Source organism: Streptomyces sp. NPDC002104 (assembly GCF_053593795.1).
Map to the genome: position 1 here is coordinate 38,253 of NZ_JBSFDF010000030.1, position 23,373 is coordinate 61,625.

General features: G+C 71.4%; 23 protein-coding genes and 1 pseudogene. 13 read left to right on the top strand and 11 right to left on the bottom strand.

The genetic code is table 11. From position 1 onward, the window contains the following. Positions 1-167: 167 nt before the first annotated feature. On the top strand, positions 168-1,361 hold the full coding sequence (locus ACWCP2_RS24025; RefSeq protein WP_450910627.1) for an RtcB family protein: 1,194 nt from the start codon (positions 168-170) through the stop codon (positions 1,359-1,361). Between the two features lie 74 nt (positions 1,362-1,435). On the opposite strand, the gene ACWCP2_RS24030 is transcribed toward ACWCP2_RS24025, so the two are convergent. Further along, complete coding sequence (locus ACWCP2_RS24030) at positions 1,436-2,269, bottom strand: hypothetical protein (protein WP_450910628.1); 834 nt, start codon at positions 2,267-2,269, stop codon at positions 1,436-1,438. 349 nt (positions 2,270-2,618) lie between these two features. On the opposite strand from ACWCP2_RS24030, the gene ACWCP2_RS24035 reads away from it, so the two are divergent. Continuing rightward, entirely contained in the window at positions 2,619-3,350 is a 732-nt protein-coding gene (locus tag ACWCP2_RS24035; RefSeq protein ID WP_450910629.1) for a polysaccharide deacetylase family protein, read from the top strand. A gap of 14 nt (positions 3,351-3,364) precedes the next feature. On the opposite strand, the gene ACWCP2_RS24040 is transcribed toward ACWCP2_RS24035, so the two are convergent. Together ACWCP2_RS24040 and ACWCP2_RS24045 are read right to left on the bottom strand one after the other, a co-directional pair. Beyond that, positions 3,365-4,126, bottom strand: coding sequence for an SDR family NAD(P)-dependent oxidoreductase (locus tag ACWCP2_RS24040; RefSeq protein WP_450910630.1), 762 nt, complete (start codon positions 4,124-4,126; stop codon positions 3,365-3,367). Positions 4,127-4,212: 86 nt separating this feature from the next. Beyond that, positions 4,213-4,548 carry a YnfA family protein gene (locus ACWCP2_RS24045; protein ID WP_450910631.1) on the bottom strand — a complete coding sequence of 112 codons (336 nt, stop codon included), beginning with the start codon at positions 4,546-4,548 and terminating at the stop codon, positions 4,213-4,215. Positions 4,549-4,653: 105 nt separating this feature from the next. On the opposite strand from ACWCP2_RS24045, the gene ACWCP2_RS24050 reads away from it, so the two are divergent. After that, complete coding sequence (locus ACWCP2_RS24050; RefSeq protein ID WP_450910632.1) at positions 4,654-5,151, top strand: hypothetical protein; 498 nt, start codon at positions 4,654-4,656, stop codon at positions 5,149-5,151. A gap of 121 nt (positions 5,152-5,272) precedes the next feature. On the opposite strand, the gene ACWCP2_RS24055 is transcribed toward ACWCP2_RS24050, so the two are convergent. After that, a complete protein-coding gene (locus tag ACWCP2_RS24055; RefSeq protein WP_450910633.1) occupies positions 5,273-6,022 on the bottom strand; it encodes a Mut7-C RNAse domain-containing protein in 750 nt (249 codons plus the stop codon). Positions 6,023-6,123: 101 nt separating this feature from the next. Then, positions 6,124-6,540 carry a winged helix-turn-helix transcriptional regulator gene (locus tag ACWCP2_RS24060; protein WP_450910634.1) on the bottom strand — a complete coding sequence of 139 codons (417 nt, stop codon included), beginning with the start codon at positions 6,538-6,540 and terminating at the stop codon, positions 6,124-6,126. A 172-nt stretch (positions 6,541-6,712) separates the two neighbouring features. On the opposite strand from ACWCP2_RS24060, the gene ACWCP2_RS24065 reads away from it, so the two are divergent. Then, a complete protein-coding gene (locus ACWCP2_RS24065) occupies positions 6,713-7,609 on the top strand; it encodes an NADP-dependent oxidoreductase (protein WP_450910685.1) in 897 nt (298 codons plus the stop codon). Positions 7,610-7,683: 74 nt separating this feature from the next. Here the strand turns inward: ACWCP2_RS24065 and ACWCP2_RS24070 are convergent, their stop codons facing one another. The 3 genes from ACWCP2_RS24070 to ACWCP2_RS24080 all read right to left on the bottom strand — a co-directional run bounded on the left by ACWCP2_RS24070 (position 7,684) and on the right by ACWCP2_RS24080 (position 11,329). Beyond that, positions 7,684-8,076, bottom strand: a complete 393-nt coding sequence (locus ACWCP2_RS24070) for a hypothetical protein (protein WP_450910635.1) — start codon at positions 8,074-8,076, stop codon at positions 7,684-7,686. Positions 8,077-8,160: 84 nt separating this feature from the next. Next, positions 8,161-10,689, bottom strand: a complete 2,529-nt coding sequence (locus tag ACWCP2_RS24075) for an FG-GAP-like repeat-containing protein (protein ID WP_450910636.1) — start codon at positions 10,687-10,689, stop codon at positions 8,161-8,163. Positions 10,690-10,891: 202 nt separating this feature from the next. Continuing rightward, positions 10,892-11,329, bottom strand: coding sequence for a hypothetical protein (locus ACWCP2_RS24080; RefSeq protein ID WP_008738524.1), 438 nt, complete (start codon positions 11,327-11,329; stop codon positions 10,892-10,894). A 293-nt stretch (positions 11,330-11,622) separates the two neighbouring features. On the opposite strand from ACWCP2_RS24080, the gene hemL reads away from it, so the two are divergent. The 7 genes from hemL (at position 11,623) to ccsB (ending at position 19,543) form a co-directional block, all read left to right on the top strand. Next, positions 11,623-12,945, top strand: coding sequence for a glutamate-1-semialdehyde 2,1-aminomutase (gene hemL / locus ACWCP2_RS24085; protein WP_450910637.1), 1,323 nt, complete (start codon positions 11,623-11,625; stop codon positions 12,943-12,945). Then, positions 12,942-13,634 carry a histidine phosphatase family protein gene (locus ACWCP2_RS24090; RefSeq protein ID WP_450910638.1) on the top strand — a complete coding sequence of 231 codons (693 nt, stop codon included), beginning with the start codon at positions 12,942-12,944 and terminating at the stop codon, positions 13,632-13,634. The genes hemL and ACWCP2_RS24090 overlap by 4 nt, the downstream gene beginning before the upstream one ends. Positions 13,635-13,858: 224 nt before the next feature. Further along, positions 13,859-15,100, top strand: coding sequence for a hypothetical protein (locus ACWCP2_RS24095; RefSeq protein WP_450910686.1), 1,242 nt, complete (start codon positions 13,859-13,861; stop codon positions 15,098-15,100). A gap of 89 nt (positions 15,101-15,189) precedes the next feature. After that, positions 15,190-15,825 carry a TlpA family protein disulfide reductase gene (locus tag ACWCP2_RS24100; protein WP_450910639.1) on the top strand — a complete coding sequence of 212 codons (636 nt, stop codon included), beginning with the start codon at positions 15,190-15,192 and terminating at the stop codon, positions 15,823-15,825. 73 nt (positions 15,826-15,898) lie between these two features. Further along, entirely contained in the window at positions 15,899-16,660 is a 762-nt protein-coding gene (locus ACWCP2_RS24105; RefSeq protein ID WP_450910687.1) for a cytochrome c biogenesis CcdA family protein, read from the top strand. Positions 16,661-16,673: 13 nt separating this feature from the next. Continuing rightward, complete coding sequence (gene resB / locus ACWCP2_RS24110) at positions 16,674-18,443, top strand: cytochrome c biogenesis protein ResB (RefSeq protein ID WP_450910640.1); 1,770 nt, start codon at positions 16,674-16,676, stop codon at positions 18,441-18,443. Continuing rightward, the gene (gene ccsB, locus ACWCP2_RS24115) at positions 18,443-19,543 is read left to right on the top strand and encodes a c-type cytochrome biogenesis protein CcsB (protein WP_450910688.1); all 1,101 of its coding nucleotides are present in this window, start codon (positions 18,443-18,445) and stop codon (positions 19,541-19,543) included. Before resB ends, ccsB begins: the two co-directional genes overlap by 1 nt. Positions 19,544-19,634: 91 nt before the next feature. Here ccsB and ACWCP2_RS24120 read toward each other — a convergent pair whose 3' ends face one another. Next, positions 19,635-20,111: a MarR family winged helix-turn-helix transcriptional regulator gene (locus tag ACWCP2_RS24120; protein ID WP_450910641.1), complete on the bottom strand. Its 477-nt coding sequence runs from the start codon at positions 20,109-20,111 to the stop codon at positions 19,635-19,637. A gap of 167 nt (positions 20,112-20,278) precedes the next feature. On the opposite strand from ACWCP2_RS24120, the pseudogene ACWCP2_RS24125 reads away from it, so the two are divergent. Beyond that, positions 20,279-20,458 (top strand): annotated as a pseudogene (locus tag ACWCP2_RS24125) (hypothetical protein); the annotation flags it as partial. Between the two features lie 9 nt (positions 20,459-20,467). On the opposite strand, the gene ACWCP2_RS24130 reads toward ACWCP2_RS24125, so the two are convergent. Then, positions 20,468-21,934 (bottom strand): MFS transporter, encoded by a 1,467-nt coding sequence (locus ACWCP2_RS24130; protein WP_450910642.1) that lies wholly within the window; start codon positions 21,932-21,934, stop codon positions 20,468-20,470. A 107-nt stretch (positions 21,935-22,041) separates the two neighbouring features. Here ACWCP2_RS24130 and ACWCP2_RS24135 point away from each other — a divergent pair, with 107 nt between their 5' ends. Further along, on the top strand, positions 22,042-22,953 hold the full coding sequence (locus ACWCP2_RS24135; protein WP_450910643.1) for a LysR family transcriptional regulator: 912 nt from the start codon (positions 22,042-22,044) through the stop codon (positions 22,951-22,953). 36 nt (positions 22,954-22,989) lie between these two features. On the opposite strand, the gene ACWCP2_RS24140 is transcribed toward ACWCP2_RS24135, so the two are convergent. Further along, positions 22,990-23,298: a PLD nuclease N-terminal domain-containing protein gene (locus ACWCP2_RS24140; RefSeq protein ID WP_450910644.1), complete on the bottom strand. Its 309-nt coding sequence runs from the start codon at positions 23,296-23,298 to the stop codon at positions 22,990-22,992. Between the last annotated feature and the right edge of the window lie 75 nt (positions 23,299-23,373).

Sequence of the window (23,373 nt, forward strand, 5' to 3'; positions counted from 1 at the left end):
CACCGGCTCCCTTCGGGAAAATGCGTTGCCGCGGCTCGGGCGCGGATGGACACAATGTCTATCGCACACGCTGGTGCCGGCGCCGGTCCCCTGTCGCATTTGGGGTCATGAGCGAGGCTTTTTGCGTTTCGTGACTTTTGTGGTGTTGACGGGGTGTTGAGGGTGAAATGTCGTACGTAGAAGTTCCCGGGGCGCAGGTCCCCATCAGGATGTGGACCGATCCGGCGTCGGTCGAGGACAGCGCGATGCGCCAGCTCCAGAACACCGCCGGCCTCCCCTGGATCAAGGGCCTCGCCGTCATGCCGGACGTCCACTACGGCAAGGGCGCCACGGTCGGCTCGGTCATCGCCATGAAGGACGCGGTGTGCCCGGCGGCGGTGGGCGTGGACATCGGCTGCGGCATGTCGGCGGTGAAGACCTCCCTGACCGCGAACGACCTCCCGGGGGACCTGTCGGGCCTGCGCTCGCAGATCGAGAAGGCCATCCCGGTGGGCGCGGGGATGCACCGCGAGGCGGTGGATCCGGGGCGGCTGTACGGGTTCTCGGAGCGGGGGTTCGGGGACCTGTGGGAGCGGTTCGACCACGTCGCGGACGCGGTGAAGTTCCGGCGGGAGCGGGCGCTGCGGCAAATGGGGACACTTGGCGCCGGAAATCACTATTCAGAAGTCAATATCGATCAAAACGGGTCAGTGTGGCTGACTCTGCACTCCGGATCCCGAGGGATCGGCAATGAACTCGCCAACCACCACATCGGCATCGCGCGAGAGCTGTCCCACAACCAGGGGCTGATCGACCGGGACCTTGCGGTCTTCCTGTCGGCGACACCGGAGATGGCCGAGTACCGGCACGATCTCTACTGGGCCCAGGAGTACGCCAAGTACAACCGTGCGGTGATGATGAGCCTCATGAAGGAGGTCGTTCGCCGGCAGTTCCGCAAGGCGAAGGTCTCCTTCGAGCAGGAGATCAGCTGCCACCACAATTACGTGGCGGAGGAGCGGTACGACGGTGTCGACCTGCTGGTCACCCGTAAGGGCGCGATCCGCGCCGGCAGCGGCGAGTACGGGATCATCCCGGGCTCGATGGCCACCGGTACGTACATCGTGAAGGGCCTCGGCAACAAGGCCGCATTCAACTCGGCGTCGCACGGAGCGGGCCGGCGGATGAGCCGGACGGCGGCGAAGAAGCGGTACACGGCGCAGGACCTGGCGGATCAGACCAAGGGCGTGGAGTGCCGTAAGGACTCGGGCGTCGTGGATGAGATCCCGGCGGCGTACAAGCCGATCGAGCAGGTCATGGAGCAGCAGCGCGACCTCGTGGAGGTCGTGGCCAAGCTCCGGCAGGTCGTCTGCGTCAAGGGCTGAACGCGAGAAGGGGGCACGGGATGTCCGGTGCCCCCTTCGTTATGCGGCTAGTGCGGCTAGTGCGGCAGGTGCGGTTACTGCGGTGGTGCGACGACGTGTCCGCTGCGGATCCGCCAGAGGCGCATCGCACAGCTCTGTTCGGTCCGGTGCAGGGCCGAGGCCGCTGCGGCCGGGTCGTTGAGGCGGACCAGTTCCTCGTCGTCCTTCACGGTCCAGCGGCGGCGCGGCGGGGCGATCCTCATGTCCGCGGGACGGACCCAGCCTTGGATTGCGTTCGCTTTGGCCTTCTTGTGGGCGAGGGCGAGGCAGCCGTCGTAGTAGAGGTGCGCGGCAAGCCGCTGCGCCGATTCCTTGTAGTAGCAGACGTTGTAGACACCGTCTCGCGTGTTGCGTGAGCTCGTGCGCTCTGTCCCTGTGAGGTTCTTGCCGTAGTGGCACAGGTATTCGGTGATCGCGGTGCTGGCCGAAACCAGGGAGAGGAAGGGCCATCCTTGGGCAGTCCAGCCGAGGGACCCGTCCGCATCGATGATTCCGCGGAGATAGTCGGGATGCGAGAAGTTCGTGCTCGGCGGCTTGATGGTCAGCGACTTCTTGCCGTAGGGGATGCCGAGTTCGTTGACGATGGTCCGGGCTTCGAGTGAGCTGACGGACCAGGTCACTGAGTGATGCCGTTCGGCGAAGTTCGTGCTTCGGACGCGCTCGATTATGGAGCTGTAGTAGGGCGTGAGCTGCTGGAACTCGCGGAGGATATGGATGTCGCGAACGTTGATCTCAGTGGCGAGCTGCCCCTTTTGCCCTCTGCCTTGCGTGAGGTATCCATCGGCCTGGAGGAAGCCGAACATGTACGCGTAGCGGGGGTCTTCGAGGTCCATGAAGCGCACGGGGGCGCTAGGGTCCTGGTCAGCCATGGGGAAGTGAGTTCCTTCCTTGTCGGTGAGGCCCTCGGCCGGGACTGCCATCCCGGGCGGGGGCCGTTTGTGTTGTCACCGAACGTAGGTAGGGGGTCGGGCCGCTATCGGGGTTTTGGGGCGGCTTCACTCGAACGCGTGGTGGGGTGTCACATTCCCTTTCGGGTGGGGAGCGGCGCTGGGTCGATGGGGCGGTGTGGTTCGCGGTGGTCGTGGTGTTCGAGGTTTCGGCGAGCGGTTCGGGCGGGGTGCTCGTCGTCAACTCCCTTGGGGTGGGGCTGATTTCGGGTTGAGGAACTCGGTACTGGGGGATTGACGGCGGGAGTTGGTCTAGACCAAGGTGTGCCGCATGTGGAGATCCCGTGCGGTTCTTGCCGCGCTCGCGTCGTTGTCGCTCACCGCTGGTGCCGCTCAGGCGGCCGATGCCGGCCCGGCCGCAGCCTCGGCCGCCGCTCCGGCCGCCGCCGCCGCGGGCTCGCGGGCGGTCGGGCTGCCGCCCGTCGTGTCCCATGTGCCGACCGGTGAGAAGGTCGTGTTCATCACCATTGACGACGGGTGGGCGCACGATCCCGCCGTCGCGCAGACGCTCGTGGACCAGCGGGTGCCCGCGTCCCTGTTCCTGCTGCCGGGGGCGTTCTCGTACGACGCCCAGTACTTCACCGGGCTCGTCGCGCAGGGGCGGTCGGTGAGCGTCGAGAACCACACCGTCAACCACCCTGACCTGACGACCTTGGACGCCGCCGGCAAGGACGCCGAGGTGTGCGGGGCCGGGGAGCAGCTCGCGGCGGCCTTCGGGCGGGAGCCGAAGCTGCTGCGGCCGCCCTACGGGGCCGTCAATGACGAGGTGCGGCTGGCCGCCAAGGCGTGCGGGGTGAAGGCGCTGATCACGTGGACGCACGATTTCACGACGTGGAGCGAGACTCCGCCCACGCCGAAGCTGAACGCCGGTGACATCGTGCTGCTGCACTTCACGCCGACGCTCGCCGCGGACCTGAAGCGGGCCCTGGACGCGGCGAAGGCCGCCGGGCTGAAGCCGGCGGCCCTGATGCCGCACCTGAGGAGTGCCGGGCTGGTCCCGTAGGGGAGCGGTACCGGTTACAGCTCGCGGTGGAGCTTCGTGTTCGAGGCCTGGGCGCGGGGGCGGACCACCAGGAGGTCGATGTTGACGTGGCTGGGACGGGTCACCGCCCAGGTGATGGTGTCGGCCACGTCGTCGGCGGAGAGGGGCTCGGCCACGCCGGCGTAGACCTTCTCGGCGCGCTCCGCGTCGCCGCGGAAGCGGGTCTTGGCGAACTCCTCGGTCTTGACCAGGCCCGGGGCGATCTCGATGACGCGCACGGGCTGGCCGACGATCTCCAGGCGGAGGGTCTCGGCGAGGACGCGGGCGCCGTTCTTGGCGGCCACGTAGCCGGCGCCGCCCTCGTAGGTGGCGTGGCCGGCGGTGGAGGAGAGCACGACGACCGTGCCGTCGCCGGAGGCGGTCAGGGCCGGGAGCAGGGCCTGGGTGACGTGGAGCGTGCCGATGACGTTGACCTCGTACATCGTGCGCCAGTCGGCGGGGTCGCCGGTGGCGACGGGGTCGGCTCCGATGGCGCCGCCGGCGTTGTTGACGAGCACGTCGCAGCGTTCGAGCGAGGCGGCGAGGGCGTCGACGGCGGCGCGGTCGGTGACGTCGAGGGTGTGGGCGGTCGCCTCGTGGCCGGCGGCCGTGATCTCGGCGGCGAGGGCCTCGATGCGGTCCTTGCGGCGGGCGGTGAGGACGACGTGGTAGCCGGCCGCGGCGAGCTGCCGGGCGGTGGCCGCGCCGATGCCGCTGCTCGCGCCGGTGACTACGGCGGTTCGGGTGGCCGTGCTCATGCGGGCTCCTCGTGGGTTCGCGTGTTCGTGTGCTCGTGTGTTCGTACGGGTGGGTACTGGCCAGCATAGGCCGGTCGCCGCGCAGGTCACCGGCCGCGCGGGGCGTACATGATCAGGGCCATGCCGGCGAGGCAGACGAGGGCGCCGGCGACGTCCCACCGGTCGGGCCGGTAGCCGTCGGCGACGACGCCCCACAGGAGGGATCCGGCGACGAAGACCCCGCCGTAGGCGGCGAGGACGCGGGCGAAGTCGCCGGCGGGCTGGAGGGTGGCGACGAACCCGTAGAGGCCGAGGGCGATGACGCCGGCGCCGATCCAGGCCCAGCCCTTGTGCTCGCGTACGCCTTGCCAGACGAGCCAGGCACCGCCGATCTCCAGGAGGGCGGCGAGGGCGAAGAGGGCGGCGGAGCGGGCGATGAGCATGGCCGAAACCCTATGGGGAGCGAAGGTCCGGGTGGCGGAGGAGGGCTCGCCCTCGTTCGTGTGATGGTCCGACCATCGGGCGGGCGGGAGGGCTAGCGTCCGCGCGTGGAGGTGGTCGCGGTGCGCCGAGGTGCCGTACGGAGTGTGGTGATGGCCGGGCTGCTGGTGCTGCTCGGAGGGCTGGGGAGCGGTGTCGGGAACGCCCGCGCCGGGGCCGGGCCCGAGGCCGATGTGGCCTATCACGGGCGGGTCGCCCTGGACGGGGCTCGGCTGCGGATCCTGCTGGTCCCGGAGAACGAGGGTCCGTCCGCCCTGGCGAACGCGACCGTACGGCTGCGGCTGTCGGAGGATCTCGCGGACCGGCAGGAGCTGGCGCAGGGCTGTGCGCGGGCCGGGCTGCGCGAGGTGGTGTGCGAGACCGGGGAGCTGCCGCTGCACGGGCGCGGGCGGCACATCGGGCTGGTGCTGCGGCTGAAGGCGGCGGCGCCGGAGGTGGTGGTGCGGGTCGACACCTGGTGGAACGGCGGGGCGGCCGACCGGAACCACGCCAACAACGAGCACGTGGTCCTGGCGCTGGACACGGGGGACACGTACGCGTTCTGACGGGTGGGCCCCGCGGGCTCCGGCGCGTGGGCGCTCCGGCACGTACGCGTCCCGGCACGTACGTGTTCCGGCACGTACGTGTCCTGCGTGCGTGCCCCGCGTGCGAGCCCGCAGGGGTGCGCTACGGCGTGCCCACGCCGCCGAACTCGGCCATGGCCTCGTCGACGATCCGTTCCAGCCGGGCGTGGTGCGCGCCGCGCCAGTAGACGCGCTCGCAGTCGGCGCACTGGGCGAAGACCTCGTACGAGCGCTGCGTGCCGCTCTCCAGCCGGTCGCCGACGCTGTCCTTGTCGGCCTCGCGCAGGGTCCCGTTGCATGCGGTGCAGCGGGTCCACGGCGCGAGGGCCGGGGCGAACCGGCCCAGGATGTCGCGGAGTTGCTCGTCGGGGTTGTCGCTGTAGACGTACGCGCCGGCGAACAGCTCGCGGCGGCGCAGCAGTCCGCGGTCGCGGGAGAGCAGGACGCGCCGCTCGGCGGCGGAGCGGGTGGCCAGGGCCGGGTCGCCGATGTCCTCGTTCTCGTACGCGGCGTCCACGCCGAGCAGCCGCAGGCGGCGGGCGAGGGTGCCGAGGTGGACGTCGAGGAGGAAGCGCAGCGGGGTGGTTCCGGGCACGCGGGGGAGGTGCTGGGGGCGGTCGACGCCGAAGACCTCCACGGATTCGCCGGCCCGGGGCACGTGGGCGAGGGGGGTCTCGGCGCCGTCGACGAGGATCCGGCCGACTTCGGTGAGCGGGACGCCGGCCGATTCGACGACGTGGCCGAGGCTGGAGACGCCGTCGGTGGTGGTCGGTACGCGGGTGCCGCGGCGCGCGGGGGCGGCGAACACGTGCAGTTCGGGGGCGAGGGTGAGCTGAATTCCGGGTCCGTTCACGGGGTCAGCATGCCATCGCGGGGCGGGGCGCGGCGGGGGATTTACACGCGTTGGGGTGGCCGGGGCGCGGCTGTCCTGTGCGTCCGCCCTGTGCGTCGGTCCTACGCGTCCGCGGTGGCCGCGTCGTGCAGCTCGCGATGGGCGTTGACCTGGTCGAAGTGGTTCTCGGCCCAGGCCTTCACGGAGCCGAGCAGGCAGCCGAGGCTGGCGCCGAGTTCGGTGAGCCGGTAGTCGACGCGGACGGGGACGGTGGGGGTGACGGTGCGGGCGACGAGGCCGTCGCGCTCCAGGGAGCGCAGGGTCTGGGTGAGCATCTTCTGGCTGACGCCGGGGATCTTGCGGCCGAGCTCGCTGTAGCGCATGGTCCGGTCCTCGGCCTGGGCGAGCGCGCTGACGATGAGGCCGACCCACTTGTCGCTGATGCGGGCCAGGAGCTGGCCGGTGGGGCACTCCTTGAGGAAGGCGTCGTAGGCCTCGCGGGCCTCTTCGCGGCGGGCCTCGGCGGTACGGGTGGCCATGGGTGCCCCACTTCCGGGTCGGGTACGCACTCCGAGGTACGTACTTACGATTCGAGCGTAACTCTCCCTAGGTTAGTTCTCACCGGGAACACCGAAACCGGGCGAACGAATGCACGAGCGAACGAACGAGCCCACGGAAGAGGCGATGGCGATGAGCGAGGTCAGCGGGACGATGGCGGCGGCAGTGACCGAGGGCTTCGGCGGTCCCGAGCGGGTGGAGGTCGTACGGGTGGCGATCCCGCGGCCGGCCGCCGGGCAGGTCCGGGTACGGGTCCGGGCGGCCGGCCTGAACCCGGTCGACGGCGGGGTACGGGCCGGGGTCTTCGGCGGCGAGGGGCAGCGGGTGGGCTTCGGCTGGGACGTGGCGGGCGACATCGACGAGCTCGGCGCCGGCGTGAGCGGCTGGGCGGTCGGCGACCGGGTGGTCGGCCTGCACTACGGGACGGTCAAGCCGCTCGGTACGCACGCGGAGTACGTGGTGCTCGACGCGTCGGCGCTCGCCACGGCCCCGGTCGCGGTCGACCGGGTGACGGCGGCCGCGCTGCCGCTGAGCGGTCTGACGGCCGCCCGGGCGGTGGGCCAGCTGGAGCTTCCGGCCGGATCCTCGGTCCTGGTCACCGGCGCGGCGGGCGCGGTCGGCGGGCTCGCCGTCCAGCTCGCGGCGCGGGCCGGTTACGTGGTGACGGCCCTGGCCGGAGCCGGTGACGAGGAACTCGTACGGTCCCTGGGCGCGGCCCACTTCGTCCCGCGCGGCTCGGCTCCGGCCGAGGCCGTGGACGGTGTCGTGGACACGGCGGTCCTCGGCGGGCAGGCCCTGGCCTTCGTCCGTGACGGCGGCACCTACATCGGCCTGATCCCCCACGGGGCCCCGGCGGCGGAGCGGGGCGTGCGCGTGGTGGAACAGGAGGTCGCGGCGGACGGCGCGCACCTGGCCCGCCTGGTGACGCTGGTCGACGCGGGCGAGCTGACGCTCAGGGTGGCGCGCACCTTCCCCCTGGCGGAGGCCCCCAAGGCCCACGCCCACCTCGCGGACCCGGGCACGCGCGGCCGCATCGTCCTGACGGCCTGAGGCGCCCGAATCCGGTGCGGGAGGGGGAGGGGGGAGGGCGCGGGACGGCCGCGCGGCCGTGACGGACGGCCCGTTCAGGCGGTCCTGATCGCACGGTCGATCTCCGCGCCGGTGCGGGCGACGACCACCGGGCAGTCGTTCACCACGGCCTCCGGCAGGTGGTGGCGGGCCTCGTCGCGCGTCAGCACGACCGGCCCGCCCGGAACGATGAGGACGGCGTCGAGGCGTCGCAGCAGGTCGGCGAGGAGGTCCATGATCCCGCCGCCGCCGAAGCGGTTGAAGGTGATGCCGTCGGGGGGCTGGAGGTGGACGTCCGCCTCATCGCCCTCCGCCGTCCTCACCCACAGGACGTCAGCCCGTGGGTCCCGCGCCACCGTGAAGGGGTCGAGGACCTCGTGGGCGATGGCCATGTCCAGCGGAGCCGTCCCGCCCTCGTCGAACCGCATCACGAAGATGTCAAAGCTCACGGCTCTCCAGATGTGGGAACGAATACGGGACCGGTGCTCCCGGCGCTCGCGGAGCACGCGCAGCGCCGGGCCGGGGGCGCCGTACTAGAACAGGCCCTTGTAGACCTGCCAGCCCGTGGCGATCTTCGCGCGGCTGCCGAAGGTGCCCTTGCCGGTGCCGGGGATGCGCCAGACGGTGCCGGAGGTGTCGCGGGCCAGCAGGTCGGCCCGGCCGTCGCCGTTCAGGTCGCCGGCGGCGACCACGGAGTCGTACGTCGAGCCCCAGCTGTCGGCGATCTTCACCGGCGCGGCGAAGGCGCCCGTGGCGGTGCCGTTCATGCGCCACAGCCGGTTGGACTTGTCCTGGAGGACCAGGTCGCCGAACCGGTCGCCGTTCAGGTCGCCGGCGCCGAGGATCTTCTTGTAGCCCTTGTACGAGCCGGGGATCTGCACGCGCGGCGCCAAGAGGCCGCCCTTGGCGCGGGCGTACCGGTACAGGGCGCCGGTCGAGGCGTTGCGGGCGACGAGTTCGGCCGGGCCGCCGCCGGCGACGTCGCCGGGGGAGGTCAGTACGTCGTACTGGTTCCAGCCGCCGCCGATGAGCGTCTTGGGGGTCTTGGGCGTGAAGGTACTGCCCGGGTTGACGGTGTAACGGCGGAGCTCGCCCTTGGAATTGCGGACCAGCAGGTCGTTGGTGAGGTCGAGGGCCGGTCCCTTGACCGGGATGGGCAGGGTGCCGGCGGGCCAGCCGTAGCCGGTGCCGGTGCCCTTGAAGGCGCCGGTGGCGCGGTCCCCGTAGATCGAGCGGATGCCGCCGTTGGTGGTCATGACGAGCGCGTCGCCGATGCCGTCGGGCTTGCCGGAGGCGCTGCCCATGTCGCGGAGGGCGGAGGCGCCGTTGTAGACGGTGACCGTGCCCGTGGCCAGGGTCTGCTCGCTGGTGTCCCCGGCCATCGATGTGGCCTTGAGGGTCCACTTCAGGGGGCCGCTGGGGGTGAGGGTGGTCCCGTCGTCCCCGTAGCCGTCCCAGACCACCGAGGGGTTCGGCGTCGTGCCGCCCTTGAGGGTGCGCCGGAAGGTCCCGGTGGCGTCGGTGAGGGTCACGGTGTAGGAGTAGACGGGCCTGCTGAGCTGCCACGACGGGCGCCAGTCGCCGTAGCGGCGGTCGTTCTGCGACGGGACGTCGGCGCTGCTACGGACCGTCAGGGGTGCGTTCGTGGTGTGGGCGCTGCGGACGCCGTAGATCTCGCTCTCGCCGCCCATGTCCCAGGTGGCGGTCGCCTGGCCGTCCGGCCCCGCTGCGATCCGGCCGTCCACGTAGTCGGCGCCCTGCGAGCCCCACAGCAGGGTGCCGCCCGACCATGCGCCGTCCTTGAGGCGTGCCTGGTACAGCTCGTTCTCGGCCAGCCACAGGGCCCTGATGGTGCCGTCCTTGCCCACGACGGCGTCCTGGAAGACCGAACGGTCCACCGAGGGCGAGAGGGGAGTGACGCGGGACCACTTGCCGTCCGTGTGGTTCAGCGTGGCGGATGCCACGTGGTGATCGCTGTCGCCCCCCTCGGTCCAGATCAGGGTCACGTCGCCGTCGGGCTCGATCAGCGGCTCGGAGGTCGACGTCCACCCGCTCGTGCCGACCCTGAGGTCCGGCGCACGTCGCCAGTCGGCCTTCGCGTCGGGCACGACGGCAGTGTGGAGCAGCCGGTCGTTCTCGCCCTTGAGCTGCTCGGACCACGTCAGGGCCACAGCGCGGCCGGCGCCGCCGGCCAGCCGGGGCTCGCCGAGCACGGTGGCGGAGTCCGCGACCGGAGCGGGCGCCGTCCAGCCGGCCGAGCCGGCCGGGCGGGCGGACGTACGGATGCTGGAGCCGCCGTTCTCCTTGAGCTGGCGGAAGGCGACCACAGGTGTGCCGTCGGAGTCGACGGTGGCCTCGGGCTGTTCGGCCCCGGGGTCGTCGTCCGCGGCGGCGTTGCTCACCTGGGCCGCGGCGGACCACGTGCCGTCGGGGGTGCGGGTGGCCGCCCAGACGGAAGACTCGGTGCCGTACGTCTTGCGCTGCTGCCAGGTGAGGGCGACGGTGCCGTCGGCGCCGGCGGCCAGGTCGGGTTCCGTCGGGACGAGCCTCTGGTCCAGGTCGAAGAGGGTGGTGGGCGCCGACCACGTGCCGTTCTTCAGGGTGGAGGTGACGAGCCGGAGCGGCACCTTGCCCCACTGGGCGGGATCCGGGTCGTCCGGGTACTCGGTCCACGCGGCGACCACGTCACCGCCCACGAGGGTGAGGGTGCCCTGTCCCTTCCACGCGGCCGACGAGGACAGCTGCTTCGGGGTCTCCCAGGTGTCTTTGCCGGCCGGGCGCACGGCGGCCTGGAGCACGGGCCGCCACGATCCGGAGATGAGGGCGTCCTGGTAGAAGACCACCACCGCGGAGCCGTCGTCCCGCTGGACGAGCCCCTGCGTGTACGGCTCGACCCGCACCTTGGAGACGGTCGACCAGCTGGTCCACGGCGGCTGGTCCGCCGCGTGGGCGGTACCGGCCAGCGCCGGGGCGGTGCCGGTGATGACGGCGGCGACGACCAGCGCGGACAGGCCGCGGCGGCGCGGGCCGCGCGCGGGACGGGCGGACATGGGCAGGTGCATGGATCCCCCTGGGGCGAAAGGCTGTTACTCGCAAGGGAGACATCCGAGCGCCCCGCCGGGTTGTACGGCAGGGACCCCTACTTGCACGGCAGGGAAACCGACTTGTACGGCAGGGAACCCGATTCGTAAGGCAGGGAACCCGACTTGTACGGCAGGGACCCCTCCTTGGGGGAAGGCCGTGCCGGGCCGGACCCGGCCCGGGTCAGGGCCAGACCAGGCAGTACGGCTGGTGCCCCGCCTCGTGCAGCCGGTGGCTGAAATCCTGCCATTCGTGGAGCAGCTGGTAGACGTTGAAGGCGTCGCGGGGGCCGCCGCGGTCGGGGACCGTGGACCAGATGAAGGCGGCCGCGCCGACCGATTCCTCGCCGATGCCGCGCAGCGGGTCGACGACGGTCATGGGGAGTTTCACGACGGCGTAGTCGGGGTGGAGGACGACCAGCTCCAGCGGGGGCACCTTGTGCAGGGGTATGCCCTCGATGCCGGTCAGGACCATCGCGGCGACGGTCTCCGGCTTGATCTTGGTGAACATGCCGCCCATGCCGAGCTCGTCGCCGCCGAGCTCCTCCGGCCGCATCGTCACCGGGACGCGCGCGGCCGTGGCCCCGTCGGGGGCGCCGAAGTACTTGTACGTCACACCCATGCCGCGGCCCCTGGGGAGGCCGTCGGGATCCTGCGTGGGCCCCGGTACGGGTTCTGCCGCGTCCGTGGCACGACGGCGGTGCTTGCCGCGGCGACGTTCCCGGGCGCGCTGCGGGTCCAGGCCGTCCGTGCCCTCGCCCGGTCCACCACCGCGTTGCATATCTCCACCCGACGTGTCTTGCCTGCCCCGGCCCCGTGACCCCCGCCACGCAGCCTGATCATCATGGCAGTGACCTCCCCCGGGGCGGCGCGGTGAAACGCCCGTCCGCAAGTCAGTCGCGGCCTGATGAGACCATGGCTGGTGTGAGCTACCCGTACCCGTATGAAGCCAAAGTCTCGCAGACTCTCTTTGACCGCGCGTCCCTCGTGACGCCTGGCGGCGTGAACTCTCCGGTGCGTGCCTTCCGCGCCGTGGGCGGAACGCCCAGGTTCATGGTGTCCGGTACCGGTCCGTACCTGACCGATGCCGACGGGCGCGAGTACGTCGACCTCGTCTGCTCGTGGGGGCCGATGATCCTCGGCCACGCCCACCCGGCCGTGGTGGAGGCCATCCAGGCCGCCGTCGTCCGCGGCACCTCCTTCGGTACCCCCGGTGAGGGCGAGGTCGCGCTCGCCGAGGAGATCGTCGCGCGCATCGCGCCCGTGGAGCAGGTCCGCCTGGTGTCCTCGGGCACCGAGGCGACGATGTCCGCGATCCGCCTCGCCCGCGGGTTCACCGGCCGCGCCAAGATCGTGAAGTTCGCCGGCTGCTACCACGGGCACGTGGACTCGCTGCTGGCCGCCGCCGGCTCCGGTCTCGCGACCTTCGCGCTGCCGGACACCCCCGGGGTGACGGGCGCGCAGGCCGGGGACACGATCGTGCTCCCCTACAACGACCTCGAAGCGGTGCGGGCGGCCTTCGCCGCGCACCCGGGCGAGATCGCCTGTGTGATCACCGAGGCCGCGCCCGGCAACATGGGCGTCGTGACCCCGGGGGAGGGCTTCAACCAGGGGCTCGCCGACCTGTGCCGGGCGAACGGCGCCCTGTACATCTCCGACGAGGTCATGACGGGTTTCCGTACCTCGCGCGCCGGCTGGTACGGCGTGGACGGGGTCACGCCCGACCTGATGACCTTCGGCAAGGTCATGGGCGGCGGCTTCCCGGCCGCGGCGTTCGGCGGCCGGGCGGACGTCATGGGCCACCTGGCGCCCGCCGGTCCCGTCTACCAGGCGGGCACGCTGTCCGGTAACCCGATCGCGACGGCCGCCGGTCTGGCGCAGCTGCGGCTGCTGGACGAGGCGGCGTACGAGAAGGTCGACGCGGTGTCGCTCCAGATCCAGGGGCTGGTGACCGAGGCGCTCAGCAAGGAGGGCGTCGCGCACCGGCTGCAGACCGCCTCGAACATGTTCTCGGTGTTCTTCACCGAGGACGAGGTCCGCAATTACGACGACGCGAAGAAGCAGGAGGCCTTCCGCTTCAACGGCTTCTTCCACTCGATGCTGTCGCAGGGCGTCTACCTGCCGCCCTCCGCCTTCGAGTCGTGGTTCGTGTCCACCTCCCACGACGACAAGGCGATCGAGCGCATCGCGGCCGCCCTGCCGGCCGCCGCCCGGGCTGCCGCGGAGGCCACCGCATGAGCGCCGTAGCGGGTGGCAGCGAGATCACCGTCGTCCACGTGGTGCGCCACGGCGAGGTGCACAACCCGGACGGGGTCCTCTACGGGCGCCGCGCCGGCTACCACCTCTCCGAGCTGGGCCGCAAGATGGCGGACCGGGTCGCGGAGCACCTGGAGAACCGGGACGTGACCTACGTCGTGGCCTCCCCGCTGGAGCGGGCCCAGGAGACGGCGGCGCCGATCGCGAAGGCGCACGGCCTGGACCTGGCGACCGACGCCCGCCTCCTGGAAGCCGGGAACGTCTTCGAGGGCAAGACCTTCGGGGTGGGCGACGGCGCGCTGCGCAGGCCCGAGAACTGGAAGCACCTGACCAACCCGTTCAAGCCGTCCTGGGGCGAGCCGTACGTCGAGCAGGTCGTGCGGATGATGAGCGCGATCGAGACGGCCCGTGACGCGGCCCGCGGCCACGAGGCGGTGGCGGTCAGCCACCAGCTCCCGATCTGGATCGTACGGAGCTTCGCGGAGAAGCGGCGGCTGTGGCACGACCCGCGCCGCCGCCAGTGCACGCTGGCCTCGCTGACCTCGTTCACCTACCAGGGCGACGCGCTGGTGTCGGTGGGCTACAGCGAGCCGGCCCGGGACCTGGTCCCGGCGCACCTGCTCGCGGGCGCGAAGCCGGTGAAGGGCAAGTCCAAGGCGTTCGGGGCGTAGCGCGCGGCGGGCCGTACCGCGCGCGGTACGGCCCGGTTCTCGGGGGCGGCCCTTCGGGGGCGCCCCCGAAGGCGTCCCGTTTGCCCGGACGTGACCGCCTCACACGGTGAGCCGGGTGTCCCTTTCTTCAAGTTTCACCCTAATTTCATACAAGTGGCTCGAAGTTGCCGTGTCGGCTCTGGACTTCGCTGGAAAGTCCGTTTGTATGACTTTCCATGAGCAACATGCGCGGCGTCAGTCGAAGGGGAGTGCTCGGACTCGGACTTGGAGCCGCGGCCGCGGCCGGCATCGCCGGGTGCAGCGTCGGCGGCCCGTCGGACACGGGCAACGCCGGACCTGAGGGCCCGTCGGGCCCACCGCGTCCCACCGGCCCGTCCGGACCGGTGGTCAGGCCCATCGGCGACGGATCCACCGCGGACACCGGGCCGCAGCCGCACCAGCCGGCCGCCCCCGTACCCCTCCAGCCGGGCGAGACCCCGCCCCAGTTCGTGGTCTTCAGCTGGGACGGCGCGGGTGAGATCGGCAACGGCCTCTTCCCCCGCTTCCTCAAGCTCGCCAAGGACCACGGCGCGGCCATGACCTTCTTCCTCTCCGGGCTCTACCTCCTGCCCGAGTCGAAGAAGGACCTCTACCGGCCGCCGAACAACCCCGTCGGCGCCTCCGACATCGGGTACCTCAAGGACGAGAACGTCCGCAACACCCTGAAGTACGTGCGCGAGGCCTGGCTCGACGGCCACGAAATAGGGACCCACTTCAACGGGCACTTCTGCGGCGGCTCCGGCTCGGTCGGCCGGTGGAGCCCGGAGGACTGGCAGAGCGAGATCGACCAGGCCGTGTCCTTCGTCACCAACTGGCGCACCAACACCGGCTGGACCGACCTCGAACCGCTGCCCTTCGACTACCGCAAGGAGCTGGTCGGCGCCCGCACCCCCTGCCTGCTCGGCCAGGACGGCCTGCTGCCGACGGCCCGCAAGCTGGGCTGGCGCTACGACTCCAGCTCGCCCGGCGGCCTGCAGCAGTGGCCGGTCAAGCGCGGCGGCCTGTGGGACCTGCCGCTGCAGTCGCTGCCCTTCCCCGGGCACTCCTTCGAGGTGCTGTCGATGGACTACAACATCCTCGCGAACCAGTCCAAGAACACCACCAAGGGCGTCCCCTCCCGCTACCCGGCCTGGCGCACCCAGGCCACCGCCGCCTACCTGGGCGGCTTCAAGCGGGCCTACGAGACCAACCGCGCGCCCCTCTTCATCGGCAATCACTTCGAGGAGTGGAACGGCGGCATCTACATGGACGCCGTCGAGGAGGCCCTCAAGGGCATGGCGGACAAAAAGGACGTACGCCTCGTATCCTTCCGGCAGTTCACCGACTGGCTGGACGTCCAGGACCCGAAGGTTCTGGCCAAGCTGCGCACGCTGGGTCCCGGCCAGGCGCCGACCGGTGGCTGGGGCACGTATGTCTCGGCGGTCTGACCCGCTCCGGGTCCGCAGCTGACCAGCGGCTTAGCAGACCCCCCGGGGGGCGCGGAAGATCCGCAAACCGCACATGCGAAACTTTTCACATGAGCCTTAGCCGCGCCCCCCGCCGCAGCCGCTCGACCAGCGGCCGCGCCATCCTGCTGACCGCGGTGACCCTCGCCGGCGCCCTCACCCTCACGGCGTGCAGCGATGCGGACGGCGGCAGCAAATCCTCCGGTTCCGCCGGAGGCAACTACGTCGTGGGCTCCAGCGGCATCGCCACCGTCGCCAAGGCCGACCGCACCGAAGCCCCCAAGCTCGACGGGGAGACGGTGGACGGCAAGACGCTGGACACCACCACCCTCAAGGGCAAGGTCGTCGTCCTCAACGTCTGGGGCTCCTGGTGCCCGCCGTGCCGGGCCGAAGCCCAGTACTTCGCGAAGGTCTCCAAGGAGCTGGAGGCGGCCGGGCAGCCCGTGGCCTTCGTCGGCATCAACACCCGCGACAACACCAAGCAGAGCGCGGTCTCCTTCGAGGAGAACTTCAAGATCACCTACCCGAGCCTCTTCGACCCGGACGGCAAGCTGATGCTCCGGTTCCCCAAGGGCACGCTCAACCCGAACGCGATCCCCTCCACGCTCATCCTCGACAAGGACGGGAAGATCGCCGCCCGCACCCTGGCCGCGGTCAACGAGCAGAAGCTGCGTTCGATGATCGACCCGATCCTCGCGGAGAAGTGACCTCGTGGTCACCGCACTCTCCGCACTCACGGGTCCCGGCGGTCCCGCCGCTCCCGCCGGCTTCGCCGACGTCGTGCTCGCCGCCGAATCGACCGGCGTGAACACGACCGTGCTCAACGGCGCCCTGCTGCTCGCCCTGCCGATCGCCCTGTTCGCCGGGCTGGTCTCCTTCTTCTCGCCCTGCGTCCTGCCCCTGGTCCCCGGCTACCTGTCCTACGTGACCGGCGTCGGCGGAGCCGACCTGGCCGAGGCCCGGCGCGGCCGGATGCTGGGCGGCGCGAGCCTGTTCGTCCTCGGCTTCACCTCCGTGTTCGTCTCGACCGGCGCGCTGTTCGGCTACTTCGGGCAGACCCTCGACGCGAACAAGGACGTCATCTCCCGGGTCCTCGGCGGCCTGGTGATCCTGCTCGGCCTGTTCTTCATGGGCGCCATCCCCGGTCTGACGATGCGCGAGTTCCGCTTCCACAAGAAGCCGGCCGTCGGCCTGATCGGCGCGCCCGTGCTCGGCGTCCTCTTCGGCCTCGGCTGGACCCCCTGCATGGGACCGACCCTCGCCGCCGTCGGCACCCTGTCCATCGACCAGGCGACGGCCGGCCGCGGCGCCCTGCTGACCGTGGTGTTCTGCCTGGGACTGGGGCTGCCGTTCATCGCCACCGCACTCGCCTTCCGCAAGGCGCTCGGCGCGTTCGGCTGGGTGAAGAAGCACTACGCGTGGGTGATGCGGATCGGCGGCGGCATGCTGATCCTGACCGGTCTGCTGCTCGTCACAGGAATGTGGAGCAGCATCGTCAGTGACATGCAGAGCTGGACCAATGGCTTCACGGTGGGGATCTGAGGACTACACGGACATGAGTACGACCGACAAGGCGTCCCCCGAGGCGCCGCACGACTCCACCACCGCCTCCGCCACCGCGGCCGAAGCCGAGGCCTCCACCGAGGCCGCCGCCGGCGCGCAGCTGTCCACCGCACCCCTGGAGGACGCCCCCGGCGGCCCCGTGGGCATCGGGGTGCTCGGCTGGGCCCGCTGGTTCTGGCGGCAGCTCACCTCGATGCGGGTCGCGCTGATCCTGCTCTTCATGCTGTCGCTGGCGTCCATCCCGGGCTCGCTGATCCCGCAGAACCAGGTCGACCTGATGAAGGTCGCCGCCTGGAAGAAGGACCACCCCTCCTGGGTGACGGTCGCCGAGAAGCTCCAGCTCTTCGACGTCTACAGCTCGGTGTGGTTCTCCGCGATCTACCTGCTGCTGTTCATCTCGCTGATCGGCTGCATCCTGCCGCGCTCCTGGCAGTTCGTCGGCCAGCTCACCGGCCGGCCGCCGGCCGCGCCCAAGCGGCTCGACCGGATGCCCGCGTACACGACCTGGCGCACGGACAGCTCCCCGGACGAGGTGCTCGCCTCCGCGCGCGGCCTGCTCGGCCGCCGCCGCTTCCGTACGGAGGCGGGCGCGGGATCGGTCTCGGCCGAGAAGGGCTACCTGCGCGAGGCCGGGAACCTGATCTTCCACGTGGCGCTCATCGTCATGCTGATCGCCTTCGCCTGGGGCCAGTACTTCAAGTCCGAGGGCGGCAAGCTCGTCCTGCGCGGCAAGGGCTTCTCCAACACGCTCACCCAGTACGACGACTTCAAGTCGGGCGGCCTCTTCGACACGGACGACCTGCCGCCCTTCTCCTTCACCCTGGACAAGTTCGACGCCACCTTCGAGCGCTCGGGCCCGCAGAAGGGCACCCCGCGCGACTTCAAGGCGTACGTCACCTTCACCAACGGCGCGCACGGCAAGCCGGAGAAGCGCGAGATCCAGGTCAACAAGCCGATGGTGGTGGACGGCTCCAAGGTCTACCTCCTCGGCCACGGCTACGCGCCGGTCATCTCGGTGACCGACCCCACCGGCAAGGTGATCTACCGGGACGCCGTGCCGATGCTGCCGCAGGACGGCAACCTCACCTCCTCCGGAGCCGTCAAGGTCACCGACGGGTACAGGAACAAGGAGGGGAAGTCCGAGCAGCTCGGCTTCCAGACCTGGTTCATCCCGGCGTACGCCGGCAAGAACCAGGGCACGATGCTCTCCCAGTTCCCGGACCTGCTCGACCCGGTGATGACGCTCAACGCCTACCACGGCAGCCTCGGCGTGGACTCGGGCCTGCCGCAGAACGTCTACCAGCTCGACACGGCGAAGATGGAGATGTTCAAGGACGAGAAGGGCGAGCTCTTCAAGAAGCTGCTCCACCCCGGCGAGTCCATGGAGCTGCCCGGTGGCCAGGGCACCGTGAAGTTCGAGAGCATCGAGCGCTGGGCCACCTTCTCGATCACCCACCAGCCCGGCAGCGGACTCGCCCTCGCGGGCGCCGCCGCCGCCATCGCGGGCCTCGCCGGGTCCCTCTTCATCCAGCGCCGCCGGATCTGGGTACGCGCGGTCCGCGGCAAGGACGGCGTGACCGTCGTCGAGATGGCGGGCCTGGGCCGCAGCGAGTCCGCCAAGCTCCCCGAGGAGCTCGGGGCCCTGGCCGGCGCGCTCCACGAGCGGGCGCCGAGCGCGGCGCCCGCCGCCGACACCGGCACCGATACCGAACCCGCAGAACCTGCCGAACAACCCGAAGAAGTCGAAGGGGAGCGCGCGTGATGCAGCTCGCGGCCGCAGCCAACGAGAGTCTGGCTCACCTCAGCAACAACCTGATCTACGCGTCCATGGCGGTCTACACCTTCGCCTTCTTCGCCCACATCGCCGAGTGGATCTTCGGCAGCCGCAGCAAGGTGGCCCGTACGGCCGCCGCGCTCACCCAGTCCGGCGCCGGGGAGAAGGCCGGTGCCAAGGCCGCCGCCCCCGCCGTCCAGGTGCGCGGCAAGGGCGGCGCCACCGCCGTGCTCGACAAGCCCACGGTGGTCACGCGCAGCGCCGCCGGCAGCCGGGACGTCCCCGACGGCCCCGGCGCGGCCGGCGGCACCGTCCAGGGCGACCTGTACGGGCGCATCGCGGTCTCGCTGACCACCCTCGGGTTCCTCCTCGCGGCGGGCGGGGTCGGCGCCCGTGCGCTCTCGGTGGAGCGGGCCCCGTGGGGCAACATGTACGAGTTCTCGATCACCTTCTCCACGGTGGCCGTCGGCGCGTACCTGCTGCTCCTGGTGCTGAAGAAGAACGTGCGGTGGCTCGGGCTGTTCCTGGTCACCACGGTCCTGCTCGACCTGGGCATCGCCACCACGGTGCTCTACACCGACAGCGACCAGCTGGTCCCCGCCCTGAAGTCGTACTGGCTGCTGATCCACGTCTCCACCGCGATCATCTGCGGTGCGGTCTTCTACATCGGCGCGGCCGGCGCGGTCATGTACCTGTTCCGCGACTCCTACGAGGCGAAGCTCGTGCGGGGCGGCACGCCGGGCCGGTTCGCCACCTCGGTCATGGAGCGGTTCCCGTCGGCGGCCTCGCTCGACAAGTTCTCCTACCGCATCAATGCGGCGGTCTTCCCGCTGTGGACCTTCACGATCATCGCGGGCGCGATCTGGGCCGGCGACGCGTGGGGCCGCTACTGGGGCTGGGACCCCAAGGAGGTCTGGTCCTTCGTGACCTGGGTGGCGTACGCCTGCTACCTGCACGCCCGCGCCACCGCCGGCTGGAAGGGCCGCAAGGCCGCGTACCTCGCGCTCTTCGCCTTCGCCTGCTGGATCTGGAACTACTACGGGGTGAACATCCTGCTGAGCGGAAAGCACTCGTACGCGGGCGTCTGACCCGCGGGACCGATGGCCGAAGGGGCCGGGCAGCCGAAAGGCCGCCCGGCCCCTTTCCGTGTTCGCCGGTCACGGTTCGCCGGTCACGCCGTCACCAGGAGGGGCGCAGGGGCGGGAGGGGGCCGTCGCCGTTCAGGGTGCGGACGAGGCGGCCCAGTTCGGTGCGCAGGGCGCCGAGGTCGACGCTGCCGCGGCCGAGCTCGGCCTCCAGCTCGTGCAGGACGCGGCCGGCGGCGCCCAGGTGGGCGGTCGCGGCCTCCGTCAGGACCACCAGCTTGCGGCGGCCGCCGCCGGGGTGCGGGGTGCGGCGCAGGTAGCCGCGCCGTTCCAGGTCGTCGACGAGCTGACCGGCGGCCTGCTTGGTGACCCCGAGCCGTTCGGCGAGCTCGGTCGCGGTGGCGCCGGAGGTGCCCAGGGCCTGGAAGGCCATGCCGTGCAGGGGGCGCAGGCCGTCGGCGTGGCCGTCCTCTTCGAGGCGCCGGGTGAACTCGCCGAGCAGGAGCTGGAAGCCGAGGCCGAGGAGGAAGGCCAGCTCGATGTCCGGGGCGGCGTTGTCTTGGGTGGTCACGGAAACATGGTGACACAAGCGAGTCAAGCTGCTTTACTCGTGTGAGTAAAGCAGCTTGACTCACTCGCCCGGAGAAGGCTCTGAGCAGGCTCGGAGAAAGCGGAGGACCCGCCGTGCGCGTCATCAACCCGTCACCCGACCACGTCATCACCACCCCGAACGCGACCATGACCGGCTTCGCCTCCCCCGGCCGGGGCAGCGCCGAGCTGAGCACCTGGCACGCCGCCATCCCCGCCGGAACCACCGGCCCCGAACACTCCGTCAGCCGCGAGCAGGTCTGGACGGTCACCGCCGGCGCCCTGGACGTCACCTGCGGCGGCCGTACCGAGACGGTCGCCGCGGGCGGGGCCGTGGTGCTACCCCCGGACGTCCTGCGCCACGTCCACGCCCTGGCGGACACCGAGGTGTACGTCGCCATGCGCGCCGACGGCCTCGTCAGCGTCCCCGGCACCGAGGGCGCCCGCCCCCTGCCCTGGGCGGTGTGAGCCCCGCCGGAGCCCCGGCAGGCTGATCGCCGCGGCCACCAGTACGGCGGCGAAGGGGACGAGCAGCGCGGCCCGGTACCCCTCCAGGGGCTCGGCGGCGCCGGCCGCGACACCCGTCACACCCGCCAGGCCGAGCGCCGCGCCGAACTGGAACGCCGTGTAGAGGAGACCGCCCGCCAGGCCCTGCTCCTCCTCCGCGACCCCCTCGGTGGCGACGATGGTCAGCGGCCCGTAGACCAGGGCGAAGGCCAGCCCGAGCACGATCAGGCTCGGCAGCATGAGCAGGTAGGACCAGTCGGCGCCCAGCGGCAGGAACAGCCCGTACGCCAGCGCCGCCAGCAGCAGACCGGCGAAGATCAGCCGGCCGTTCCCGTACCGCGACACCAGCTTGGGCACCACGGTCGGCGAGAGGACCGCGTCGATCCCGATCACCAGCATCGCGAGACTGGTCTGCAGGGTGGACCAGCCGCGCAGTTCCTGGAGGTAGAGCACCACCAGGAACTGGAAGCCGAAGAACGCCGCCGAGAAGAGCAGCGCCGCCGCGTTGGCCCGCAGCAGTCCGGGCGAGCGCAGGATGCCGAGCCGCACCAGGGGCTCGGCCGTGCGCCGCTCCACGAGGGCGAACGCCCCGAGCAGCGCCAGCCCCGCCACCACGGGCAGCGCCGCGAGCTCCTCCACGCCGAGGACGAGCAGGACGACGCCCGCGGTCACGAGCACCCCGCCCCACACGTCGATCCGGCCCCGCTCGCGCAGTGCGGCCCTTTCGGCCGCCGCGGCCTTCGGTACGAAGGCCAGCGCGCCCGCCAGGATCAGCGCGGCCAGCGCCACCGGAGCGAAGAACACCCAGCGCCAGCCCACCGAGGCGAGCAGTCCGCCCGCGACCAGCCCGACGGAGAACCCGGCGGCGGCCGTGCCCGAGTAGACCAGCAGCGCCTTCTCGCGCTGGGGCCCCTCGTCGAAGCCGGTGGTGATGATGGACAGGCCCGCCGGGGTCATGAAGGCGGCGGCGACCCCGGTCACGAAGCGGGCCGCGATCAGCTGCCAGCCCTCGGTGGCCAGGCCGCCGAGCCCGGAGAAGAGCAGGAACACCGTCAGCCAGCCGATGAACATCCGGCGGCGTCCGAAGAGGTCGGCCGCGCGGCCGCCGAGCAGCATGAAGCCGCCGTAGCCGAGCACGTAGGCGCTCATCACCCACTGGAGCGTGCCGGTTTCGAGGCCTAGGTCGGCGCGGATGGACGGCAGGGCCACGTTCAGCATCGCGACGTCGATGCCTTCGAGGAAGATGGCGCCGCACAGGACGAGCAGGACGCCGAGCCGGCGCCCGCGGATGGTGTGCATGGAGAGACCTCGCAGTACGGAGGGAGGAGCGGAAAGTTGCCGGCTCAACCACCCTCGCCCGCCGCCCGCACGGGAACAACGCCGAACATCTCAACGTTCGTTCAGCCATGCTTACCGATCGCGATGAGCTCGACTGCTTCCTGATCCTGGCCGAGGAACTGCACTTCGGCCGCACCGCCGAGCGCATGCTGCTCTCCCGGGCCCGCGTCAGCCAGCTCGTCCAACGCCTGGAGCGGCGCGTGGGAGCCCGGCTCTTCCTGCGCACCAGCCGCAGCGTCGCCCTCACCGCGCTCGGCGCGCAGCTCCGCGCCGACCTCGAACCCCATCACCGCGGCATCGCCGCCGCCCTGGACCGGGCCGCCGCGACGGCCCGCGCCGCGGACGGGGTGCTGCACGTCGGCTTCACCACCCCGCCCGCGGGCGAACTCGTCCTGCGCACCGCGCAAGCCCTGCGCGGCACCCACCCCGGCATCACCGTCGAGGTGTGCGAGGTGCCGCTCTCCGACCCGTACGGGCAACTGCGCGGCGGCGCCTTCGACGTGGCCTTCGCCGAGTTCCCGGTCCGCGAACCCGACCTGGGGGAGGGGCCGACCCTGTTCACCGAGGCGCGGTCGCTGGCCGTCGCCGCCGGGCATCCGCTGGCCGCGCGGGACTCCGTGACGCTGGAGGAGCTGGCGGGGGTCGCGCTGCTGAGCGTGGCCGGGGACCTGCCCCCGTACCTGCGCGAACACCACGCCCCCGCGCGGACCCCGGGCGGCCGGCCGATCCGGCGCGGCCCGGAGGTGACGAACCTCCAGGAGGCGCTGATGATGGTCGCGGCCGGCCGGGGCGCCCTGCTGACCTCGGCCCACGCCGCGGCCTACCACGCCCGGCCGGGCGTCACCCACGTCCCCGTGGCCGACGCCGAGCCGGTCGGCTACGGCCTGGTCTGGCGCGCGGGCGAGGACACCGGCGCCGTACGCGCCTTCGCGCAGGCGGCGCAGCGCACGGCGAAGGCCGGTGACCACGCCCCGGCCTGAGGCGTCTTCGGCCGGGGAACCCCCGCCGAGGAGCCGTCAGTCCGTGTCCTTGTCGTTCCTGTTCTTCTCGTCCTGCTCCTCGCGCAGGGACTTCAGGAACTCCGGGTTATCGTCGGGGGCCACCCAGGTGCGGCGGCCCTGCCGCGGCCGGCCGGCGCCGCCGGGCACCCGCTTCTTGCCCGCGAACAGCCACACCACCGGACCGACGATCGAGAAGAGCAGGATGATCAGCACCCAGACGACCTTCGGAAGGTGTTTGACCTCTTCCTCCGGCGTGTTCAGGCAGTCGATGAAGGTGTAGATGGTCAGCGCGATGATCAGCAGGAACGGCAGATAGCGCAGCACGGTGTGGGACCGACCCCCAGAAGAACGGCGCGGACCGGACGGGTCCGCCGTGGACTCCTCCAGGGTAGAGGCCCG

Coding starts and splice junctions, on each gene's coding strand:
- ACWCP2_RS24025 (WP_450910627.1), top strand. CDS start 168: ATGTCGTACGTAGAAGTTCCCGGGGCGCAGGTCCCCATCAGGATGTGG.
- ACWCP2_RS24030 (WP_450910628.1), bottom strand. CDS start 2,269: ATGGCTGACCAGGACCCTAGCGCCCCCGTGCGCTTCATGGACCTCGAA.
- ACWCP2_RS24035 (WP_450910629.1), top strand. CDS start 2,619: ATGTGGAGATCCCGTGCGGTTCTTGCCGCGCTCGCGTCGTTGTCGCTC.
- ACWCP2_RS24040 (WP_450910630.1), bottom strand. CDS start 4,126: ATGAGCACGGCCACCCGAACCGCCGTAGTCACCGGCGCGAGCAGCGGC.
- ACWCP2_RS24045 (WP_450910631.1), bottom strand. CDS start 4,548: ATGCTCATCGCCCGCTCCGCCGCCCTCTTCGCCCTCGCCGCCCTCCTG.
- ACWCP2_RS24060 (WP_450910634.1), bottom strand. CDS start 6,540: ATGGCCACCCGTACCGCCGAGGCCCGCCGCGAAGAGGCCCGCGAGGCC.
- ACWCP2_RS24065 (WP_450910685.1), top strand. CDS start 6,713: ATGGCGGCGGCAGTGACCGAGGGCTTCGGCGGTCCCGAGCGGGTGGAG.
- ACWCP2_RS24075 (WP_450910636.1), bottom strand. CDS start 10,689: ATGCACCTGCCCATGTCCGCCCGTCCCGCGCGCGGCCCGCGCCGCCGC.
- ACWCP2_RS24080 (WP_008738524.1), bottom strand. CDS start 11,329: ATGGGTGTGACGTACAAGTACTTCGGCGCCCCCGACGGGGCCACGGCC.
- hemL (WP_450910637.1), top strand. CDS start 11,623: ATGGCTGGTGTGAGCTACCCGTACCCGTATGAAGCCAAAGTCTCGCAG.
- ACWCP2_RS24090 (WP_450910638.1), top strand. CDS start 12,942: ATGAGCGCCGTAGCGGGTGGCAGCGAGATCACCGTCGTCCACGTGGTG.
- ACWCP2_RS24095 (WP_450910686.1), top strand. CDS start 13,859: ATGCGCGGCGTCAGTCGAAGGGGAGTGCTCGGACTCGGACTTGGAGCC.
- ACWCP2_RS24100 (WP_450910639.1), top strand. CDS start 15,190: ATGAGCCTTAGCCGCGCCCCCCGCCGCAGCCGCTCGACCAGCGGCCGC.
- resB (WP_450910640.1), top strand. CDS start 16,674: ATGAGTACGACCGACAAGGCGTCCCCCGAGGCGCCGCACGACTCCACC.
- ccsB (WP_450910688.1), top strand. CDS start 18,443: ATGCAGCTCGCGGCCGCAGCCAACGAGAGTCTGGCTCACCTCAGCAAC.
- ACWCP2_RS24130 (WP_450910642.1), bottom strand. CDS start 21,934: ATGCACACCATCCGCGGGCGCCGGCTCGGCGTCCTGCTCGTCCTGTGC.
- ACWCP2_RS24135 (WP_450910643.1), top strand. CDS start 22,042: ATGCTTACCGATCGCGATGAGCTCGACTGCTTCCTGATCCTGGCCGAG.